Below are 20,549 nucleotides of genomic sequence, written 5' to 3' on the forward strand. Positions count from 1 at the left end.
TCCTCCCCCGCCAGGGGGAGGTGGCTGGCATTAGCCAGTCGGAGGGGGAGGACGCGCAACGCCGGTTGCCCTATCCTCCCCCTCCGTCGCCTTTGGCGCCACCTCCCCTTGGCGGGGGAGGATAGTTTCAGGGGCGGGTTACCGGATCCGACGCCATCAGCAGGCGGTTGCGCGGGATCGCCTCGGGCATCTCGTCGCGGATGTATTTCAGCAGGGCCTCGCGCACGTCGCACCGTAGGTCGAACGCGATGGCCGCATCCTTGGCGGTCATCAGCCCGCGCAGTTCGATGCAGTCGGTCTTCACGTCGGTGACCTGGAGGTTGTAGAACCGCTTGTCCCAACGCGGGTTCGACGTGATGATCTCGCCCAGTTTCTCGCGCAGCCGTGGCACATCCGCCGACGCATCAAGATACCAGAACACCGACCCCATCAGCTGGCTGGTCTCGCGCGTCCAGTTCTGGAAGCTCTGCTCAAGGAACTTCGACACTGGCACGACGAGGCGCCGTTCGTCCCAGATCTTGACGACCACGAAGGTCAGGTTGATCTGCTCGACGCGCCCCCATTCACCGTCGATGATCAATACGTCGTCGAGCCGGATCGGCTCGGTGAACGCCATCTGCACGCCCGCGATCAAATTCTTCAGCGCAGGCTGCGCGGCGGCACCGACGACGAGGCCGGCGATACCCGCCGACGCCATCAGCGTGACGCCGATCGATCGGATGCCGGGCACGCTCAGCAGCATCAGGCAGACGCTGATGAAGATGATGAAGAACGTGCCGATGCGCCCGAGGATCGCCGCGCGGGTGCGCTTGCGGCGTGCGCGAAGATTGTCCTCGACGGTGATGTCGGCGCGGATCTCGATCACGTCCTGAAACGCGCGCAACGCCGCCGCCGCGAGCCAGCCCAGCAGCGCGGGCACGAGGAAGCCGAGCAGCTGCTTCCACAAATCCTCGACGTCATTGTCCATCGGCAGGATCCGCGCGACGAACGCGACCGCGATGATGACGAACACGGCGCGCAACGGGCGCCGTATCCGGGCGAGAACAAGGCCGTCGGTCTTGGCGGTGGTACGACGCTGGGCATGGCCTGCGATCCGCATCGTCAGCCAATGCGCGACCAGCGCGAACAGAACCGCCGCCGAGACGACGGCGACGCTTTCTACCCAGACCCATTGGGGCGGTATGTGGAGCGATCTGAACATGCGCATGATGGCGCAACGGCGCGCGAGCAGGGATGTTCCGCTGCGGTGCAGCATAAGCACGGTCAACACGGTCAGCTTCGCAAACGAGTCCTTTCCCGGCGCAGGCCGGGGTCCAGTTGGAAAGGTCGCCATCATGAAGCGCTGTTCGCCGTTCCTCGCCCTCCCCGACTGGGTCCCGGCCTTCGCCGGGGAGGCGTGCCCTTCGTGACCCCGTTGCGCCAGCCCGTCAGCGTTCCCGGATGACGACCGCCCCCGATCGTGCCAAAACGCCCCCCGATGATAGCCCGGAGAATCAGACACTTCCTGAGCGAAGAGGACTGGCAGTTCGCGCCCCACGAACTGCCCGTGCTGCCCGGCTCCCCCGGCTCGCCACTCCACCCGCGCCGTCGGCAGATCGCCTATGCGCTGATCGGCATCCTGCTCGGGCTAACGGTCGGCTTCGGCAATGCGTTGATCAGCGCCAACACCTACACGCTGCAGGGCGCACTCGGACTCGATCCGGCGCAGATCGCCTGGCTGCCGACGGTTTATGTGATGACCAACGTCAGCATCAATCTGCTGATGATAAAGTTCCGCGCGCAGTTCGGGCTGCGACCGTTCGCGATGATCTTCCTGATCCTCTATGTGCTGATCACGCTCGCGCATCTGTTCGTGCACGGTTTCGCGACCGCGATCGCGGTGCGCGCGATCAGCGGCATGGCAGGCGCGGCGCTCAGCAGCCTGTGCCTGTATTATGTGATGCAGTCGCTGCCGGCGAAATGGCGACTGAAGGCGGTGGTGCTCGGCATCGGCATCCCGCAATGCGCGACGCCGCTTGCGCGGCTGTTCTCGCCGGACCTGCTGGCGATGTCGCAGTGGCGCACGCTGTACCTGTTCGAACTCGGGCTCGCCTTGCTGTCGCTCGCCGCGGTCGCAGCCCTCCGCCTGCCGCCGACGACGCGGAGCAAGGCGTTCGAGCCCCTCGACTTCCTCACATTCGTGCTGTTCGCGGGCTCGACCGCACTGTTCGCCGCGGTGCTCGGGCTCGGGCGGATCGTGTGGTGGACCAATGCGCCGTGGATCGGCTGGGCGCTGATCGCGGCGATCCCGATGTTCGCCGCCGCGCTGGTCGTCGAGCATCACCGCGCCAACCCGCTGCTCAACACGCGGTGGCTCGGCAGCGCCGACATCGTCCGCTTCACGATCGTTATCGTCATGGCGCGGATCGTGCTGTCGGAGCAGACCTATGCCGCGGTCGGATTGCTGACCGTGCTGGGGCAGAACAACGACCAGTTGGTGCCGTTCTTCCTGATCATCTTCGTCGCTTCGGTCGCGGGAGTCATCGCGAGCGCGGTGACGCTCGACGTCGAGCGGCTCGGCCATCCGATCATGCTCGCGATCGGACTCGTCGCGGTGGCGGCCTGGTTCGATTCCTACGCGACCAGCCTGACGCGCGCGCCGCAGATGTACGTCACGCAGGCGATCATCGGCTTTTCCGCGACGTTCTTCCTCGGCCCCGCGCTGCTGTTCGGCATGACCCGCGCGCTGAAGGAAGGCGCGGGCCATATCATCAGCTTCATCGCGCTGTTCGGGATCATCAATTCGCTGGGCGGGCTCGGCGGCACCGCGCTGCTCGGCAGCTATCAGGTGATTCGCGAGAAGGCGAACAGCGTGGCGCTGGTCCAGCAGATCTCGCCGACCGACCCGATCGTCGCGCAGCGTATCGCCGCGGGCGGCGCCGCGGTCAGCCGGGTGATCGTCGATCCGACGCTGCGGACCGCCGAGGGGGCGGCGATCCTGTCGCAAACCACCACGCGCGAAGCAAACGTGCTTGCGTATGACGACGTCTTCCGGTTGATCGCCGTTCTCGCGGGGGGGACGTTCGGCTATCTGCTGTTCCTGCTGGCGAGACGCGCGCGACGCGAACGGCGCACGCGGCTGGAGGGGACGACATGACCGACGCGCGCAGCCCGGTGGCCGAAGGACCGGCGACCGAAGAGAAGATCGCAGAGGCGGCACCATCGCCGGCGCCCTCCCCGCCCCCGGCCGCTCCGGCCACGCCGGTCGGGTCGGGCTGGCGACCGCAGCCGCCGAGCCGCAACGTCATCATCATCATCGCGTTACTGGCGGTGGCGGGCGTGTGCGCGGTGCTCGCGGCGTGGCGGCTGCCGCCGTTCGCGACGACCTATCAATCGACCGACAACGCCTATGTCCGCGGCCGGACGACGGTGATCAGCCCGCAGGTGAGCGGCTATGTCACGCAGGTGCTCGTGCGCGATTTCGCCGATGTGAAGCAGGGCGATCCGCTCGTGAAGATCGATGACCGCATCTACCGCCAGCGAGTCGACCAGGCGCAGGCACAGGTCGATGCGCAAGCCGCGACGCTCGCGAACAGTCGCCAGACCGCGGCCAGCCGAGAGGCGACGTTCGCGGCACAGGACGCCGCGGTCGCGAACGCCGCCGCGCAGCTGATGCGGGCGCAGGCGGATATGGCGCGCGTCAACGATTTGGTCACCGACGGCTCGGTGTCGTTGCGCGAGCGCGACCAGACGCTGGCGGCGCTGCGCCAGGCGCAGGCGCAGGTCCAGCAAGCCAAGGCCGCGCGCGAGATCGCCCGGCAGGACATCCGCACGGTCGAGGTCGGCCGCGGCGGGCAGCAGGCGGGCGTCTCGGGGGCCGAGGCGGCGCGAAGCCTCGCGCAGATCGACCTCGCCAACACCGTCATCCGCGCGCCCGAGACGGGGCGGCTGAGCGAGGTCGGCGTCCGCCTCGGCCAATATGTGACCGCGGGGTCGCAGCTGATGTTCCTGGTGCCGCCCGAAACCTGGGTGATCGCGAACTTCAAGGAAGCGCAGACCGCGCGGATGGCGGTCGGCCAGCCGGCGTCGTTCACGGTGGACGGGCTCGCAAACGAACGGCTGACTGGGCATGTCGAGCGGATCTCGCCCGCCGCGGGGTCCGAATTCGCGGTGCTGAAGGCGGATAATGCGACGGGCAACTTCACCAAGGTGCCGCAGCGGATCGCGGTACGGATCCGCGTCGACGCCGGCCAGCGGCTGAGCGCACGGTTGCGGCCGGGCATGTCGGTGCAGGCGCGCGTGGACACTGCCGGCGGACCGGGCGTCCGGTGATGCCGCCCAACCCCGACGTCACGCCCGCGTCCTGTTCTCCCGCGAAGGCGGGAGCCCAGACTGTGTCCCCGCCTTCGCGGGGACACAGGGGAAATGCCACTGCCCCAGAACAAACCACCTCGATCCAGGCCACCACCTCAATCCTGGCCACCACACCGGCGAAGGCCGGGGCCCAGTTGGGGGACGGCTGTAACGAAGCACAGTCCGCCGTTACTACGACCTTTCCACCTGGGCCCCGGCCTGCGCCGGGGTGGCGGTTGATTCGGGATATTGGGATCCTCCCCCTAGCCCTCCTCGCCGGCGCCTGCATCGGCCCCCGCCCCGAGGCACCCGCGACCACCGCGGTTGCCCCGCCCCCCGCATGGCGTACCACGCTCGGGCCCGGCGCGCCGATCCGTGCGGACTGGTGGAACGCGTTCGGCGATCCCGCACTGACCGCGCTCGTCGCGCGCGCGCTGGCGAACAGCCCCGATCTCGGCGCCGCCGCCGCGCGGATCGACGAGGCGCGCGCCACCGCGCGTCTCGCCCGCGCGCAACAGACCCCGCTCGTGAACGGCTCGGCGCCGAGCACCACCGGCCAGACGGTCAACGCGTTCGGCCTGCCCTCCGACGCGATCGGCGCGCAGCCCTCGGTCAGCATCAGCTACGATCTCGACCTGTTCGGCCGCCTCCGCCAGGCGAGCCGCGCGGCGCAGGCACAGTTGCTCGCCAGCCAGGCGGCGCAGGACACAATACGGCTCGGGATCGCGAGCAGCGTCGCGACCGGCTACATCACGCTGCGCGCGCTCGACCTGCGCCTCGCAGTCGCGCGGCAGACGCTGGCGGCGCGTGCGGAGGGCCTGCGGATCGCCCGCCGCCGCGCCGAGACCGGCTACACCTCGAACCTCGAACTTCGCCAGTCCGAGGCCGAATATCACGCCACCGAACAACTCGTCCCCGCCGCACAGCTCGCGATCAGCCGGCAGGAAAATGCGCTCAGCCTGTTGCTCGGCGACAACCCGGGCCCGATCCCCCGCGGGCGCACGCTCGACCAGCTCGCCGCGCCGGCGATCCCCGACGGCCTGCCCGCCGACCTGCTCCGCCGCCGCCCCGATCTCTATCAGGCGGAACAGACGTTGGTGGCGACCGACCGCTCGCTCGACAGCGCACGCGCGGCGATGTTGCCGAACCTCGCACTGACCGGCTCGGCGGGGGTGGTGCTCTCGAGCGCGCTGGCGAACCCGATCGCGGTATTCTCAATCGGCGCGAGCGTGCTGAGCCCGATCTTCGACGGCGGCAGGCTCGGCGCGCAGGCCGACGCCGCCACCGCGCGCCGCGACCAGGCGGCGTTCGCCTATCGCCGCACCGCGTTGCAGGCGTTCCGCGAGGTCGACGACAGTCTGGCGGGTGTGCAACGCTCGGGCCAGCAGGCGGTGGCGCTCGCCGGGCAGCGCGATGCGCTCGCGGGGGCGCTGCGCAACGCATCGAACCGCTACCGGGCAGGGTATTCGGCGTATATCGATCAGCTCGATGCGCAGCGCGGGTTGCTGACCGCCGAGCTGTCGCTGGTGCAGGCACGCGCGGATCGGCTGACCGCCTATGTCACGCTGTATCAGGCGATGGGCGGAGGCTGGTCGCGGGCGGACAGCGAGAGCGTCCAGCGATAACGCTCTCCCCCCGGAGGCGGGAGAACGGCGCGCAACTGCATTTTCCTGCCACACTTGCCGCGTAGAGGCGCACCCCATGAAGGCCATCATCCTCGCCGCGGGCCACGGATCGCGGTTGCTGCCCCTGACGCTGACCACGCCCAAATGCCTGGTCGAGGTCGGCGGACGCGCGATCCTTGATCACCAGCTCGACGCGGTCGCCGCCGCGGGCTTCGATGGCGCGGTGATCATCGGCGGCTACCGGATCGACCAGATCGACGCGCATCTGGGCGCACAGGACGGCGGCCTGCCGACCGAGCTCGTCTTCAACCCGTTCTGGTCGAGCGCGAACAGCATCGGCAGCGCCTGGGCGGCGCGCGCCTATCTCGACGCGCCGTTCGCCCTGATGAACGGCGATACGGTGTTCGACCCGACGATCCTGCACACCGCGCTTGGCGGCGACACGGCGGGCGTGGCGCTGCTCGTCGAGCCGCTGGTCGACGCCGGGCTCGACGACATGCTGGTCGAGGCCGACGGGACCCGCGTGATCGCAGTCGGCAAGCACCTCGTCGGGCATGAGGCGACCGATCGCTCGCTCGGGCTGATCGTCTCGCACGGCGGCGGCGCCTATGCCGAGGGGTTGCGCGCGGTCATCGGCGAGGAGAACGGCATCCACGCCTATCACCACGCCGTCGTCGCGCGCGTCGCGCAGGGCCCTGGCGTGACGGCGGTGCGGATCGCGACCGGCGCGCACTGGCAGGAGATCGACCGGCCCGAGGATATCGCGCTTTGGGAACGCGATCACCGGCCATGACCAGCGCCCCTCCCAGAGGCAAGGTCGCGTTCCTGTTCCTCGGCGAGACGCTGCTGATCCCGCATCTCTATCCGATCGTCGAGGCACTTGCCGCGACGTCGGCCGTGCCGATCGACCTGTGGGTGAGCACGTCGGTCCACGAGACCCTCCTGACCCGGTGGACCGCCCCCTTCCCCACCGTGCGTATCCGCCGCGCGCCGGGGTTCCGCCGCGTCGCCGACGACGGCACGGGGCGCAATCCGGTGCTGCCGGCCAAGATCCCGATGCTCGTGCGGCTGCTCCCATACCTCCGCAGCGCGCGCGTCGTGGTGTGCGCCGAACAGACGAGCCTGTGGCTTCCCAGGCTGTTTCCGATGCGCGCGAAATTCGTGAAGACCTCGCACGGCGTCGGCTCGATGAGTGCACGCGACGACCCGCGCCGGCGCGCGGCGGCGTTGACGCTGGTGCCGAGCCAGCGGGAGCGCCAGACCTATCTCGATCGCGGCTTCGCGCCCGACCGGTTCGTCGCGACCGGCTATGTGAAGGCGGATTTCACGCACCGCACGCACGCCGCGCCGCCGTTCGCGGATACGCGGCCGGTGGTGCTGTACACGCCGCACTGGCAACAGCATCGCTCGTCCTGGTGGCGCTGGGGGGCGGAGGTCGTGCGGCGGATCGTCGCGGACGGGCGCTACAATCTGATCTTCGCGCCGCACCAGCGCCTCGTCGAGAAGGCGCCCGAGGTCGCGGATTTGATGCGCGCGATCGGCGGCTTGCCGCACGTGCATTGCGACATTGACGGCTTCGCGATGGTCGACGGGAGTTATACCGGCGTCGCGGACGTCTATCTCGGCGACACGTCCAGCCAGGTGATCGAGTTCCTGATGCGGCCGCGGCCTTGCGTGTTTCTGAATGCCGGCGGCGTCGCGTGGGAGGGGGATCCGAACTACGCGATGTGGGCGTGCGGCGAGGTGGTCGGTGACGTCGCGGAGGTCGTGACGGCCCTCGATCGTGCCGCGTTGCTCCACGCCGAGTATGCGGCAATTCAGGCGGAGTTCGCCGGCGGGTCGCTCGGCGCGGTCGAGGGCGGCGCGGTGCGGGCTGCGCGGGAAGTCGTACGCGTGTTGGAAGCGAAGCCAGTTCGATAAACCCCACCACCCCCGGCGAAGGCCGGGGTCCAATTGGGGGACGATGCTGACAAGGGACCGCGCGAAGTTGCTCCGGCCGTCCCAATTGGGCCCCGGCCTCCGCTGGGGTGGTGACCTGGGGAAGCGTGGCTCTCGCGAACTCCCCCTCTCGCTTTCAGGACCAGATCGGCTAACGGGTGCGGCATGGTAGATTCTACAGCCCCCACGCCAGCGCTCCGCACCGTCCGGACGAACGACACGCTGCTCTGGGGCATGACCAATGCCGAGCGGATCCGGCGGATCGGCGTCGCGCAGGGGTTGCCGGAAGATGATGGCGACGGCCCCGTCATTCTCGCCAACCTCGCCTATGCGTTCGATCCGGTGTGGATTGCGCATCTGAAGTCGCGGCCCGGTACGGTCGTCACACGCACCGGCGTCCCCGTTCTCGCGCATGTCCGCGACGCCGACGAGCGCGCGCGGATGACCGCGGCGATGCTCGGCGAGGCGCCGCTGGTGAGCGGCCTCACGGTGATCGCCGCCGAAGCCGAGGACGGGATCCTTAACGAGTCATTGCGCAAGCGAGAACGCCCGTTTGCCGAACTGCTGACTCCGCCCGCGGTGCCGGCGATCGAGCGCGCGAGCTATGTCGGCGCCTATAAAGGCGTCACCGATCTGCTCACCAAATATCTGTGGCCCGAATGGGCGCTGGCGATCACGCGGGTCTGCGCGCGCGCCGGGATCACGCCGAACCAGGTGACCGCGCTCGGATCGGTGCTGTGCATCGTGGCGACCGTGGCGTTCTGGTATGGCTGGTTCTGGACGGGCCTTGCCACGGGACTGTTCTTCATGGTGCTCGACACCGTTGATGGGAAGCTCGCGCGGTGCACGATCACGTCGTCGAAGCTCGGCAATGCGTGGGATCACGGCGTCGACCTGGTCCACCCGCCCTTCTGGTGGTGGGCGTGGGCGGCGGGGTGCGCGCCCTATGGGCGGCCGCTCGACGACCAGATGTTCTGGGCGGTGATCGGGACGATGCTGTTCGGCTATGTCGCGCAACGGCTGATCGAGGGGGCGTTCATCGTCCGGTTCGGGATGCACATCCACGTCTGGGAGCGGTTCGACAGCTGGTTCCGACTGATCACCGCGCGGCGCAATCCGAACATGGTGATTTTGTTCGCGGGGCTGCTGGTGATGCGGCCCGACTGGGGGATCATTGGCGTGGCGGCCTGGACCGCAATCTCGCTGGTGGTGCATCTGGTGCGGCTGGTGCAGGCGATGGCGCGCAAGGCCAAGGGTGAGACGCTGGTGAGCTGGCTGGCATAGGCATCGCCCCGTCATCCTGACGAAAGTCAGGATCCAGGGTCACAAAGGTGGACGTCCGTGGCTCTGGGTCCTGACTTTCGTCAGGATGACGATCTAGAGTATGCCGACCGCAACGGCCTTGGGCCGGCCGATCCACCAGAGGCAGTAGATCGCCAGCGCATACAGGAAGCGGCTGTAGTCCCGCTTCCCCGCCCGGTGATCCGCGAACACCTTGTCGACCGCGCCCGTGCGCCACATCCCCTGCTCGCGCACGCCGCTGTCGCGCCAGAGTTGCTCCGCATAGGCGCCGAAATCGCCCGCGAACCACGCAGCGAGCGGCATCTGGAAGCCCTGTTTGCGGCGATCGAGGATCCCCTCGGGCAGCCACGGTGCGATCGCCTGCCGGATCACGTATTTGCCGACCTTGCCGTGCAGCTTCATGTCCGCGGGCATCGACAGCGCGAGATCGACCATCCCCTGCCCCAGCATCGGCACGCGCACCTCGAGCGAATGCGCCATGCTCGCGCGGTCGACCTTGGTCAGCATCGCGCCGGGCAGGTTGAGCGCGAGATCCGCCAGCCCGAACTGCTCGAGCGTGTCGACCGAGATCGCGGCGGGATCGGGGAAATATTCCGCGACCAGCGCGGCGATCCCGCCCTCTTCCTCGGCGAGGAAGTCGGCCGAGAAGATCTCGCGGCGGAAGGCTTCGTTGGTGATCTGCGTCTTGGCGAAGAACCGCGCGACGCCGTTCGGGAGTGCGGCGCTGCCCGTCGTCTTGCGCCAGCGCTGCAACACAGCATTCGCATGCCGCGACGGCAAGGTCGGCACCGCATCGAGCGCGCGCGCAAGTTTGCGCAAAGGTGCGGGCAGCGCGCCGATGCGGCGTTCGGTCGCGTGACGTTTGTAGCCGAAGAACAGCTCGTCACCGCCATCGCCCGACAGCGCGACCTTCACCTCCTGCGCGGCGATCTGGCTGACATACCAGGTCGGCACCGCGGACGGATCGGCGAACGGCTCGTCATAGCAATGCTGGACTTCGGGCAGCATCGCCTGCGCCTCCGCCAGTTCGAGCGTCCGCGTGACATGGTTGCAACCGAGATGCCGCGCGATCGCCTCGGCATGCAGCGATTCGTCGAAGCGCGGATCGGGGAAGCCGATTGTGAACGTGCGCACCGGGCGATCCGAAACCTGCGCCATCGCCGCGACCACCGCGGACGAGTCGACGCCGCCAGACAGGAAGGCGCCGACATCGACGTCCGCGACCATCTGCTTGCCGATCGTGTCGAGCCATTGATCGCGGAACTGCTCGATCCACTGCGCCTCGGACCGCGGCTCGGCCGGATGATAGGCCGGCGTCCAATAGGCGCGCATCGTCGGCGTGCCGCTCGCCTCAATCGTCATCACGTGCCCCGGCGGCAGCGTGCGGACCTGCGCGTAGATCGACCGCGGCGTGCGGACATGCCCGAAGCTGAAATAATCGTGGAGCGCGCGGGCGTCGACGTCGAACGCCATCCCCGGCAGCAAGGTCAGCGTCTTGAGTTCGGAGCCGAACGCGAACCCGGCCGCCTGGTCGGTATAATAAAGCGGCTTGATACCGACGGGATCGCGCGCAAGCGTCAGTCGCCGGGCGTGCATGTCCCACACGGCGACCGCGAACATGCCGTCGAGCCGCGCCCAGACATCGTCGCCCCAGCGTTCGTAGCCGGCGAGGATGACCTCGGTATCGCCCGCGCTCTCGAAGACGCGCCCCAGCGCCTGCAGCTCGCGCCGCAAGTCGCGGAAATTGTAGATTTCGCCGTTGAAGACAAGCGCATAGCGGCCGTCGGGCGAGTGGAACGGCTGATGCCCGCCTTCGATGTCGATGATGCTCAGCCGGCGCATCCCGAAGCCGAAGTCGCCATCGGTCATCACGCCCTGGTCGTCGGGACCGCGGTGCAGGATCGCGTCGCACTGCGCGGTGATCAGGGGTGCGGTGACGAGGCGGGGCGAAACGGCACCGCCACACCGCGCGTAAAGGCCGGCAATTCCGCAGATGACGAACGATCCCTCGCATGACGGCGGCACTGTCGCCCGATCGCGCGCGGTCTAGGGGCCGCCTCCGGTTTTGTCACCTCTGCGCACCCCGCCGCCCCGCGCACCTTGCCGCACCCACGATCGCGCTCTAGGGGCCGGTCGCAGATGGTTCAGGACCCCGCTCCTTCTCCGGCTCCGGCGGATGCACCGGCACGTGCGGGCACGACCGGGATTTTCCGGGCGGCGGCGCGCAACCTCGGCTGGCTGCTCGCCAGTCGCAGCGTTCTGGCGATCCTGTCGCTCTTTTATCTCGGGTTTGCGACGCGCACGCTCGGCGTGGTCGATTTCGGCCGGTTCGCGCTGATCTCAGGCGCGGCGCAGGCGCTAACGACGTTCGTCGGATTCCAGACGTGGCAGATCATCGTCCAGTACGGCGTCGGTCCGATCCAGCAGGGCGACGCGCCGCGGCTTGCGCGCCTGCTTCGGTTGTCAGCAATCCTGGACCTGTGCAGCGCGCTGGTCGGGGCTGCGCTGACCGTCGCGATCCTGTTCGCGTGGAGCGACGGGTTCGGCATTCCGCCCGACCTGATGCGCGACACGCTGATGTTCGCGGTCGTGCAGCTGATCACGATCCGCTCGACCCCGCTCGGGATCCTGCGGCTGCGCGACAAATTCTCCTTGTCCGCGCTCGCCGACAGCATGACGCCGATCATGCGTTTCATCGGCGCGGGCGCGGCGATGCTGTTCGAACCGACGATCCGCGGCTTCATGCTCGCCTGGGCGGTCGCCGAGTTCGTCACCGCGGCGACCTATTGGATCCTGGTCGCGAAAAGCGGTGACCTGCGACTGCTCGCACGCGGTCGAGGGCGTTGGCAGCAGGTCCGCGATGAGAACCCCGGCATCGTCCGGTTCGCGCTCAGCACCAACGCCAGCGCGACGCTGGGCCTGTCGAGCAAGCAGATCCCGCTGCTGCTGGTCGGCGCGTCGATCGGCCCCGCCGCAGCGGGCGCCTTTCGCCTCGCGACGCAGCTTGCACAAGCGCTTGCCAAACTGTCGCAGATGCTGTCGCGCGCCGCGTTCCCAGAAATCGTCCGCGCGGTGCGGACTGCCGAGCCCTCGCGCCTGCGCCGCATTTTGGTGCGGACCATGCTTGCCAGCACCGCGGCGGCGTTGGTCATCCTCGCGATCGTCGCGCTGGTCGGCGAACCGATCCTGAAGCTGGTGGGCGGCAAGTCGTTCGGCGGTGCGTATCCGGTCTTGCTGTGGCTCGCGGCCGCGGGCTGTTTTGATCTCGCCACCGTCAGCCTCGACACGGTGATGACCGCACTGCACCGCGCCGGCACGGTGTTTGCGATTCGTGCGGTCGGGGTCGCATTGATGTTCGTCGCGGCTTTTGCGCTGATGCCCGCCTACGGATCGGCCGGTATCGCCGCTTCGGTCGCTGCCGGATCGGTTGCGGTTGCGATCCTGCTGGGGTTTGCGGCCGCACATATGACCCGGACGCCGAGACGAGCATAGCCTCCACAGAGCGACCGACGTTTGCGATAAACGCCTCGTTCACGTCGCAAATGTCATCTGCGCGCCGCTCTATCGCCACTATTTTGGGGCTTAGTCGGTCAATGAACTACGGATTTCTTTTCGCGCTCGGCGCGGCGACCGCGCTTGCGCCGGTCCAGGCGCACGCCGCCGAAACCTGCGAAGGCACGCCGGGCGGCGGCAATGCCAAGCTGATTTTGGAGGCAACGACGCTGCGCAACAATGCGGGGGAGGTCGCGTTTGCGATCTATCCCGACGACAAGTCACGATTTTTGGCAAAGGGTGCGAAGGTCGGGCGTGCTCGCGTGTCGGCGGCCAGCCCGCGCGCCTGCTTCTGGATGAAGCCGGGTCACTATGCGGTCGCGCAATATCACGACGAGAATGGCGACCATAAGTTCAACCGAACGCTGTTCGTGCCGAAAGAGGGCTTCGGCTTTTCCAACGACGCGCCGACTTCGATCGGGCTGCCGTCGTTCGACGCGGTTCGCACCGCCCTTCCCGCATCCGGCGCCGTCGTACGGATGAAGATGCGGTATCGCCGATAAGTCTCGTATCGGCTGCGACCGACGCGCAACGGAAATCTAACTGACACAAAATTGTAGCGGTTCTGCGCCGTGACGGGTATCCTATATCGTGGTCGATGCTGTTTCGAACTTTCATGCCTTTGGCGGGCACCCGCTTTCGCCGTCGGCACCGCCGGCCTGGCTGCCTGATGGCTTGTTCGATCCGGCAGTATCCGAAAGGCATGGCGTGAGCCCACGCGACGCCGCCGCCAAGATCCGTACCGGTATAATCTGCAACCCCAAGAGCCATCGCAATCGCAGCAGCGTCGAGGCGACCAAGCCGTTCCTGTCGGGAACCGTGCTGGCCGTAACGCCGCGGACCCAGGCCGAATTGGCCGAGGTGCTGACCGGTTTCGCGCGGCACGGTATTGAACTGCTGGTGATCGATGGCGGCGACGGGACGATCCGCGATGTCATGACCGCCGCCGCGCGCGTGTGGACCGGCGCGGCACCGCGCGTCGCGATCGTGCCCTCGGGCAAGACCAACGCGCTCGCGCTCGACCTTGGCATTCCCGATACGTGGACGCTCGATCAGGCGCTTGCCGCGGCACGGGGTGGTAACCTCAAGACCCGCAGCCCGATTGAAATCGTTCGAAAGGACTCGGGCACGCGCCTCCACGGATTTCTGTTCGGTGCCGGTGCGTTTGTCGATGCGACCGCCCTAGCGCAGCGGACGCACCGTGCGGGCGCGTTCAACGGCGTCGCGGTCGGGCTCGCCTTGTGCTGGGCGATACTGCAGACGCTGTTCGGTGGCGTGAACAGTGCGTGGCGCGCCGGCAGCCGGATGCGGCTCCGCTTCGAGTCACGCGGTGACGAGGGCGTTCATGCCGCGGGCAGAAACACGGACACCGATCGTGCGCGCTATATCCTGCTCGCCTCGACACTGAAGCGAATGCCGATCGGGATCCGCCCGTTCGGCGTGCCACGCGCCGGGTTGAAGACCTTGGTCGTCGATGCGCCGCCACGCTGGCTCGCGGCGGCAGCGCCACTGATCGTAACCGGTTCGCCCGCCGCCTGGCTTGACCGCGCCGGCTACCACCGGATCGACTCGCCAAGCTTCGACTTGTCGATCGAATCGGGCTTCATCCTCGATGGCGAAGTCTATCCCGGTGGCGACCTCATCGTCCGCGAGGCGCGCGCGCTCCGCTTCGTCGTCCCGTGATCACGCTCGGCGACGTCGTCCGCCGTCAGCTCCATGTTCCGACGATCCCCGCAGTCCGCGATCTCGCGGCGTTGCTGGCGGACGCTCCGGGGGTCGTGGCGGTGCTGTTCTACGGCTCGAACCTGCGTACCGGGGCGACCGAAGGCGTGCTCGATTTCTACGTGCTGACCGCGGGCCCTCCCGAACGGGGGATCTGGCCGACGGTTAGCTACCGCGAGGTCGATCGGCACGGCGAGATGCTGCGCGCCAAGATCGCGACGATGCGACTGGCGACGTTTGCGAACGCTGCCGCGGCGCGGACGCTCGACACGACGATATGGACTCGTTTCGTGCAGCCCTCCGCACTGGTCTGGGTGCGCGATCAGGCTACCGCAACGCTGGTAGCCAACGCGATCGGCGACGCGGCCAGGTCGGCCGCGCGGTTCGCCGCTGCGCTGGGGCCCGCAACCGGCACCGCAGACGACTATTGGCGCGCGCTGTTTCGCCAGACCTACGCGGCCGAACTCCGCGTCGAACGCAAGGGCCGCGAGGGACAGATTCTCGCCTTCGACCCGTCGCGCTATGTCGAACTTCTCCCGCTTGCCTGGGCCGCCGACGGCATCGCGTTCCGCGACGAGGCAGGCAAGTTGAGCCCCGACCTTGCCCCTGCACGGCGGCGCACGCTGCTCCACGCCTGGAACCGCCGACGCCGAGCCGGCAAACCCCTCAATGTCGCGCGACTGGTCCGCGCGGCGTTCACCTTCGACGGGGCTGCGCGCTACGGCGTATGGAAGGTCGAGCGGCACACCGGGATCGTCGTGCCGTTGACGCCGTGGCGCGAGAAGCATCCGATCCTCGCGGCGCCCGGCGTATTCTGGCGGGTCTGGCGTGCGCGGGCGCAGGCCGGTGCCAAGACGGTATGAACACAGGATTCAACGCGCTGATCCTCGCCGGATCGCGCGGCGGGAGCGATCCGGTCGCAGACTATGCCGGGGTGTCGCACAAGGCGCTGATCGTCCTCGATGACCAGACCTTGCTCGCGCGGGTCGCGCAGGCGTTGCGCGCGGCGGGCGCGACGCAGATCGCGGTCTCGGTGTCCGACGACGCCGTCCGCGCCGCCGCGATCATGCTCGGCCTCACCGTCCTGACCGCGGCATCCGGTCCCAGCCACAGCGTCCGTGACGGGATCGCAGCGCTCGGGGCGCCGCTGCTCGTCACCACGGCGGATCATGCGCTGCTCCGCCCCGAATGGATCACGCGCTTCCTCGCCGACGTCCCCGCGGACGCAGACGTCGCTGCCTTGCTCGCGCGCCGGGACGTGATCGAGGCGGCCGCCCCCGGCACGCGCCGCACCTATCTCCGCTTTGCCGACGGCGCATGGTCGGGATGCAACCTGTTCCACTTCGCCACGCCGCGCGCGGTCGCCGCGCTTGATCTGTGGGCGCAGGTCGAGGCGGATCGCAAACGGCCATGGCGGATCGTCCGTCGACTCGGGATTGGCACGCTGCTCCGCTATATGTCCGGCCGCCTGACGCTGGTCGCTGCGCTGGCGCATCTGGGACGGCTCGCCAACCTGAAGGCTGCCGCGGTCGCCAGCCCGTTCGGCCTCGCTGCGGTCGACGTCGACAAGCCTGACGACCTCGACCTCGTCCGCGACCTGATCGCACACGGCTGAGGTTCCTGCGCTGCGACCTTGCGCGGCATGTTCATGGACAAATTGCCTCGGGCTATCGTTCGCCCCTGTCCCCAAACCGCCGCTTGGTGCAAAGCGCAGTGATGCAGACGCCCGCACCGGCCACCGCGCCGCACCCCGCCCCGCACGTCAGCGGCACGCCTTCGATCGGCATCTATGGTAGCGCCGGACGGATGGGCCGCGCGATCGTCGACGCGATCGAGGCCGCCGGCGCATCGCTCGCCGGTGGGGTCGATGCGGGCGAAGATCCCACTCCGCTCGCCCGCGCCGCCGATGTTCTGGTCGATTTCTCGACCCACTCCGCGGTCGAGGCGCATCTCGCGGCCGCGCGTTCGACTGGTACCGCTATCGTCATCGGCACGACGGGGCTGTCGCCGCAGCATCAGTCGATGATCGACGCCGCGGCGCGGGATATCGCCATCCTCCAGACCGGCAACACCTCGCTCGGCGTGACGCTGCTCGGGATCCTCGTTCGCGAGGCCGCCGCGCGGCTTGGCCCGGACTGGGACGTCGAGATCGTCGAGATGCATCACCGGCACAAGGTCGATGCGCCCTCGGGCACCGCGCTCCTGCTTGGCGACGCCGCCGCCAAGGGCCGCGGATCGTCGCTCGCCGAACTCCGAGTCGACAGCCGCGCGGGGCTTGTCGGCGCGCGCACCGAGGGCACGATCGGCTTCGCGTCGTTACGTGGCGGATCGGTGATCGGCGATCACAGCGTGATCTTCGCGACCGAAGGCGAGCGGATCGAACTCAACCACCGCGGCGACGATCGCTCGATCTTCGCGCGGGGTGCGGTCCGCGCGGCGATCTGGCTCGCGGCGCAGCCTGCCGGTCGCTACCGGATGGGCGACGTGCTCGGGCTGTAACGCGGTGAAAAAGGCCGACGTCCTCGAATTCTACGCGCGTCTGGCCGAGGCCGACCCGCACCCCGAGACCGAACTCGAATTCGTCAATCCGTACACGCTGGTCGTCGCGGTCGCGCTGTCCGCGCAAGCCACCGATATCGGCGTCAACAAGGCCACGCGTGCGCTGTTTCGCGAAGCCGACACGCCCGAGAAGATGGTCACGCTCGGGCTCGACGAGTTGAAGCGCCACATCAAGACGATCGGCCTGTTCAACACCAAGGCGAAGAACGTCATCGCGCTCTCGCAGATGCTGATCGACGACTATGGCGGCGTCGTCCCCGACGATCGCGCTGCGCTCGAGCGGCTGCCCGGTGTCGGGCGAAAAACCGCCAACGTCGTCCTCAACGTCGCATTCGGCGCGGAGACGTTCGCGGTCGACACGCACATCTTCCGCGTCGGCAACCGCACCGGCCTGGCGCGCGGCAAGACCCCACTCGCGGTCGAACTCAAGCTCGACAAGGCGACGCCGCAGCCGTTCCGCCTCCACGCGCATCACTGGCTGATCCTGCACGGCCGTTACGTGTGCAAGGCGCGGACACCCGAATGCTGGCGGTGCATCGTCAGCGACCTCTGCGCGTTCAAGCCCAAGACGCCGCCGCCAAAGATCAAGTCCGGGGCGGCCGTCGGCGAACGCTGAGTAATTTCACCCCGACCGGGCACGACGCTGATTGCAAGCTGGGCCTGATCCCGACGGTGACACGCATTCAAGTAGGCATCTGTCCATCGTCGACCGCGCGACACGTTCGCGCGCGCTTGCCCTTTTCAGACATCGCAGGCTGGCCGATAACAAGCAGCGTGAGACGCACCAAATAACCGCGATCCTTCCGGGGGGGCGCCTTTTTAAGTCTTTGCCTTCAGTGTCTGCGGCCGACCGCGGGGAGATTGCGCGAGGTGCGTCATCGGAGAGGTCTGGTGCACCCGACTGGTCTCCAATAACTGCACCAAATCAATACGTTGGATTGGCTAACCTACAAGATACCGACCGCGCAAACCTGCGGATCTCCGACAAACTGGCTAACCGATCGTGAGCAACATTGCCCGCTCGTTTAGCGAGGTTACGACCGGTATCCGTGACCGCGCACGCTCAAACTCACCAGTACGCCGCAACAGCTACAATGCTGGCGGATCGGAGGTGTCGCTATGGCGAACGCACAACACATTTCCAAAGACAGAGCACAACGCGCGGATGCGCGCGGCCGAGGCGTTCGAGCACGAAACGAAGCTACCGGGGAAGCGCAACGGCGCGCTCGGCGCGATCGGGCTCGAAGTGCTGCGCTGCCTGTTGCGCCTGCGCGGCCGTAAGGACGGCCGGCTCGATCCGACCTATCAATGGATAGCGGACAAGATCCACCGGTCGCGCAGCGCCGTAGGCGAGGCGCTCGACCGCCTGAAGGCGTGCGGCTTCCTCGACTGGATCCGCCGCTGCGTACCGATCGAAAATGCCGAGCCTGACGAGCAGCAGAGCGAGCAGATCGCCAACGCCTTCATCCTGCTTCAACCGCCAACGGTGCGGGAGTGCGTCCGCCGCATGCTTCGTAAGCCTAGCGAGTTCGTGCGAGCTGTAGCCGAGAAGCTCGCACGCCAGAAGAAGCTGGACACCGCGACGGTCGACGACGTGATCGCCGAGGTCCAAAGTCCCGAGCTGCGCGCCATCCTCGCTCGCGTCCGCGCTTCCGTTGATAGTGCAAATCCGCCGAGCGGTCACACAGAGGCCCTGTAAGACTTAAAGATAAGTGGAACGCCTATGGCGTACGCAGTTTGAAGCTCCACCAAGCCCCCACGGCCCCGAACCCAGCGGGCTCAACGTCCAGCAACCGCTGGCGAGCGTGCCGGCTTGCGCCGTCCCGTGCATCCTGGGGAGGATGCGCAAATTCGGTGCCATTTCACCCATTCACGTCGACCATGCTACGATATCCCCTAAGCGGAATCGATGGGAATGGGCAGGATTGCGGACTGGCTGCTTACGGGCGAACATCGAGGTAAGCAGCCGTTCGTTCAGGTGTCGGGGCGGGGGGCGAGCAGCCGCTTTTTGTTGGAAAGCGGACGCGAACCTAGGCGAGCGCAGAAGCTAGCCTGATACCGACGTGGACCATCAAAGCACCCATTGCCGCACCCTTCGCAAAGCTGAACGCCAATTTCGGTCGCTTCATTGTTCGCCTCCTGTGCGTCAATCTTACCAACGGGCTGAAGGTCCGCAAGTGGGCGTTTCCAGCCTGTCCCACTGCTGGCAAAGCCGTCTGGCGTGCCGCACGTCGCATTGCGGTGGCTAGCTGCCGGTCCGCTTCCGATTAAGACGAACCAGCAGAGCGCCCGTCAGCACTATCGGGAGAAACGCGTTGGCTATCGGAACGCTCGCGGTATTCGTCAGTGCGCAAAATAAAAAATAGGCACCAAGTGCTACACTGAACGCTACCAGTCCTGCTCGTAGGGGCATTTGACTACTTTGCACCTTCGATCTCCGCTCAACCTCAGCAGCGACATTACGAAAACCTGCGAACGTCCGCTAGTGGGCGTAAGTGTAACGGCTGAGATGGGCAGGAAAGCGGACGGTCCGCTTCTAGGTGTCGGTGAATTGAACGGGCACTGGTATACGCAAACGATCTCGCGACCTGATCGGTGGAGCCTAACGGCGGCCCGCAAACTTCTCACTTCCACGACGCATTGCCCCATGGGCTCTCACACGGTCGAACAGTAGCTCGAGATCGTCGCGGCCGATGTCGAATGTCTCGCCAAGGTCAGCGAGCGCTGCGTCGAGATCTTCAGGATGAGGGATGCCCTCAGCCTGCGGACCGGCGGGCATCTGCAGGCCTGATACAGGGCGATGCGGGTACGAATGGCCAGACAGATGATGAAAGACCACCCCGGCAGCGGTCAGGATTACCGCGTTAATCCCCACTGGCATTAGCGGGAACATCCAGTCGGTTGTTGTGACCGCATGACCGCCCATCACCGCGGTCAGTGCAGCAGCCCCGCCAGGAGGGTGCAGACAGCGCAGCAGTGACATCGCCAGGATTGCACCTCCGACTGCCAAGCCACTCGCAAGCCCAGGCGATGACACCGTGGATGCTATCCCAACGCCGACAACAGCCGAGATGACGTTGCCCCCGATCACTGCCCAGGGTTGCGCGAGCGGACTGGCAGGAACGGTAAAGATGAGTACCGCCGAAGCGCCCATGGGGGCCACGAGCAGCACGGCGGGCCACCCGTCTCCGAATACCATCGCTGTCACAAGTGCGGTGAACGCGATGCTCAGCGCCGCGCCAATACACGCCACAAGTCGACCACCGAACGTGGCACCAGCAAGGATCGGAGCAAATAGAGCCCGCAAGCATATAACCTTTCGTCGACAGGCTTCGCACCGATTTACCCGGCCTTGAGCGACCGCCTATGAGCGCAAGCAGGATGGCCGTATAGGGCAGGAAAGCGGACGGACCGCTCTCGGGCCCTGTCATGGGAAAGCCGACACTAAACGTAGGCGTGAAAACGCCTCAGATTTTGGCATCGGCGTATCGCACGGTTTCCCGCCGTTTTCTGGCCGAT

Annotated in this window: 17 protein-coding genes; 14 read left to right on the forward strand and 3 right to left on the reverse strand. The window is 67.3% G+C overall.

Annotation, left to right across the window (positions count from 1 at the left end):
- Positions 1 to 127 precede the first annotated feature (127 nt).
- Complete coding sequence (locus tag ASF00_RS10375; RefSeq protein ID WP_055878838.1) at positions 128 to 1,201, reverse strand: mechanosensitive ion channel family protein; 1,074 nt, start codon at positions 1,199 to 1,201, stop codon at positions 128 to 130.
- Between the two features lie 276 nt (positions 1,202 to 1,477).
- On the opposite strand from ASF00_RS10375, the gene ASF00_RS10385 reads away from it, so the two are divergent.
- From ASF00_RS10385 to ASF00_RS10410, 6 genes are all read left to right on the forward strand, one after another.
- The gene (locus ASF00_RS10385; RefSeq protein WP_055878229.1) at positions 1,478 to 3,136 is read left to right on the forward strand and encodes an MFS transporter; all 1,659 of its coding nucleotides are present in this window, start codon (positions 1,478 to 1,480) and stop codon (positions 3,134 to 3,136) included.
- Positions 3,133 to 4,311, forward strand: coding sequence for an HlyD family secretion protein (locus tag ASF00_RS10390; protein WP_055878231.1), 1,179 nt, complete (start codon positions 3,133 to 3,135; stop codon positions 4,309 to 4,311). Before ASF00_RS10385 ends, ASF00_RS10390 begins: the two co-directional genes overlap by 4 nt.
- Before the next feature lie 257 nt (positions 4,312 to 4,568).
- Positions 4,569 to 5,957, forward strand: coding sequence for an efflux transporter outer membrane subunit (locus tag ASF00_RS10395; RefSeq protein WP_055878234.1), 1,389 nt, complete (start codon positions 4,569 to 4,571; stop codon positions 5,955 to 5,957).
- A gap of 76 nt (positions 5,958 to 6,033) precedes the next feature.
- Complete coding sequence (locus tag ASF00_RS10400; RefSeq protein ID WP_055878236.1) at positions 6,034 to 6,750, forward strand: phosphocholine cytidylyltransferase family protein; 717 nt, start codon at positions 6,034 to 6,036, stop codon at positions 6,748 to 6,750.
- On the forward strand, positions 6,747 to 7,877 hold the full coding sequence (locus tag ASF00_RS10405; protein WP_055878239.1) for a hypothetical protein: 1,131 nt from the start codon (positions 6,747 to 6,749) through the stop codon (positions 7,875 to 7,877). Before ASF00_RS10400 ends, ASF00_RS10405 begins: the two co-directional genes overlap by 4 nt.
- Positions 7,878 to 8,060: 183 nt before the next feature.
- The gene (locus ASF00_RS10410; RefSeq protein ID WP_055878242.1) at positions 8,061 to 9,179 is read left to right on the forward strand and encodes a CDP-alcohol phosphatidyltransferase family protein; all 1,119 of its coding nucleotides are present in this window, start codon (positions 8,061 to 8,063) and stop codon (positions 9,177 to 9,179) included.
- Positions 9,180 to 9,272: 93 nt separating this feature from the next.
- Here the strand turns inward: ASF00_RS10410 and asnB are convergent, their stop codons facing one another.
- Positions 9,273 to 11,222 (reverse strand): asparagine synthase (glutamine-hydrolyzing), encoded by a 1,950-nt coding sequence (asnB, locus tag ASF00_RS10415; protein ID WP_235525730.1) that lies wholly within the window; start codon positions 11,220 to 11,222, stop codon positions 9,273 to 9,275.
- A 114-nt stretch (positions 11,223 to 11,336) separates the two neighbouring features.
- Between asnB and ASF00_RS10420 the strand changes: the two genes are divergently transcribed.
- From ASF00_RS10420 to ASF00_RS10455, 8 genes are all read left to right on the forward strand, one after another.
- Complete coding sequence (locus tag ASF00_RS10420; protein WP_156348293.1) at positions 11,337 to 12,689, forward strand: lipopolysaccharide biosynthesis protein; 1,353 nt, start codon at positions 11,337 to 11,339, stop codon at positions 12,687 to 12,689.
- A 101-nt stretch (positions 12,690 to 12,790) separates the two neighbouring features.
- Complete coding sequence (locus ASF00_RS10425; protein WP_055878244.1) at positions 12,791 to 13,252, forward strand: DUF2141 domain-containing protein; 462 nt, start codon at positions 12,791 to 12,793, stop codon at positions 13,250 to 13,252.
- 205 nt (positions 13,253 to 13,457) lie between these two features.
- On the forward strand, positions 13,458 to 14,432 hold the full coding sequence (locus tag ASF00_RS10430) for a diacylglycerol/lipid kinase family protein (RefSeq protein ID WP_162233422.1): 975 nt from the start codon (positions 13,458 to 13,460) through the stop codon (positions 14,430 to 14,432).
- Positions 14,429 to 15,334 carry a hypothetical protein gene (locus ASF00_RS10435; protein WP_055878249.1) on the forward strand — a complete coding sequence of 302 codons (906 nt, stop codon included), beginning with the start codon at positions 14,429 to 14,431 and terminating at the stop codon, positions 15,332 to 15,334. Before ASF00_RS10430 ends, ASF00_RS10435 begins: the two co-directional genes overlap by 4 nt.
- A complete protein-coding gene (locus tag ASF00_RS10440) occupies positions 15,331 to 16,086 on the forward strand; it encodes a nucleotidyltransferase family protein (RefSeq protein ID WP_055878251.1) in 756 nt (251 codons plus the stop codon). The genes ASF00_RS10435 and ASF00_RS10440 overlap by 4 nt, the downstream gene beginning before the upstream one ends.
- Before the next feature lie 101 nt (positions 16,087 to 16,187).
- Positions 16,188 to 16,970, forward strand: a complete 783-nt coding sequence (gene dapB / locus ASF00_RS10445) for a 4-hydroxy-tetrahydrodipicolinate reductase (RefSeq protein ID WP_055878848.1) — start codon at positions 16,188 to 16,190, stop codon at positions 16,968 to 16,970.
- Between the two features lie 4 nt (positions 16,971 to 16,974).
- Positions 16,975 to 17,646 carry an endonuclease III gene (gene nth, locus ASF00_RS10450; RefSeq protein WP_055878253.1) on the forward strand — a complete coding sequence of 224 codons (672 nt, stop codon included), beginning with the start codon at positions 16,975 to 16,977 and terminating at the stop codon, positions 17,644 to 17,646.
- Positions 17,647 to 18,033: 387 nt separating this feature from the next.
- Positions 18,034 to 18,729, forward strand: coding sequence for a replication protein A (locus ASF00_RS10455; protein ID WP_156348294.1), 696 nt, complete (start codon positions 18,034 to 18,036; stop codon positions 18,727 to 18,729).
- A 903-nt stretch (positions 18,730 to 19,632) separates the two neighbouring features.
- On the opposite strand, the gene ASF00_RS10460 is transcribed toward ASF00_RS10455, so the two are convergent.
- Positions 19,633 to 20,283: an HPP family protein gene (locus ASF00_RS10460; protein WP_443024406.1), complete on the reverse strand. Its 651-nt coding sequence runs from the start codon at positions 20,281 to 20,283 to the stop codon at positions 19,633 to 19,635.
- Positions 20,284 to 20,549 lie beyond the last annotated feature (266 nt).

Origin of the sequence: Sphingomonas sp. Leaf34, assembly GCF_001421805.1 — a bacterium.
Classification (GTDB): Bacteria; Pseudomonadota; Alphaproteobacteria; order Sphingomonadales; family Sphingomonadaceae; genus Sphingomonas.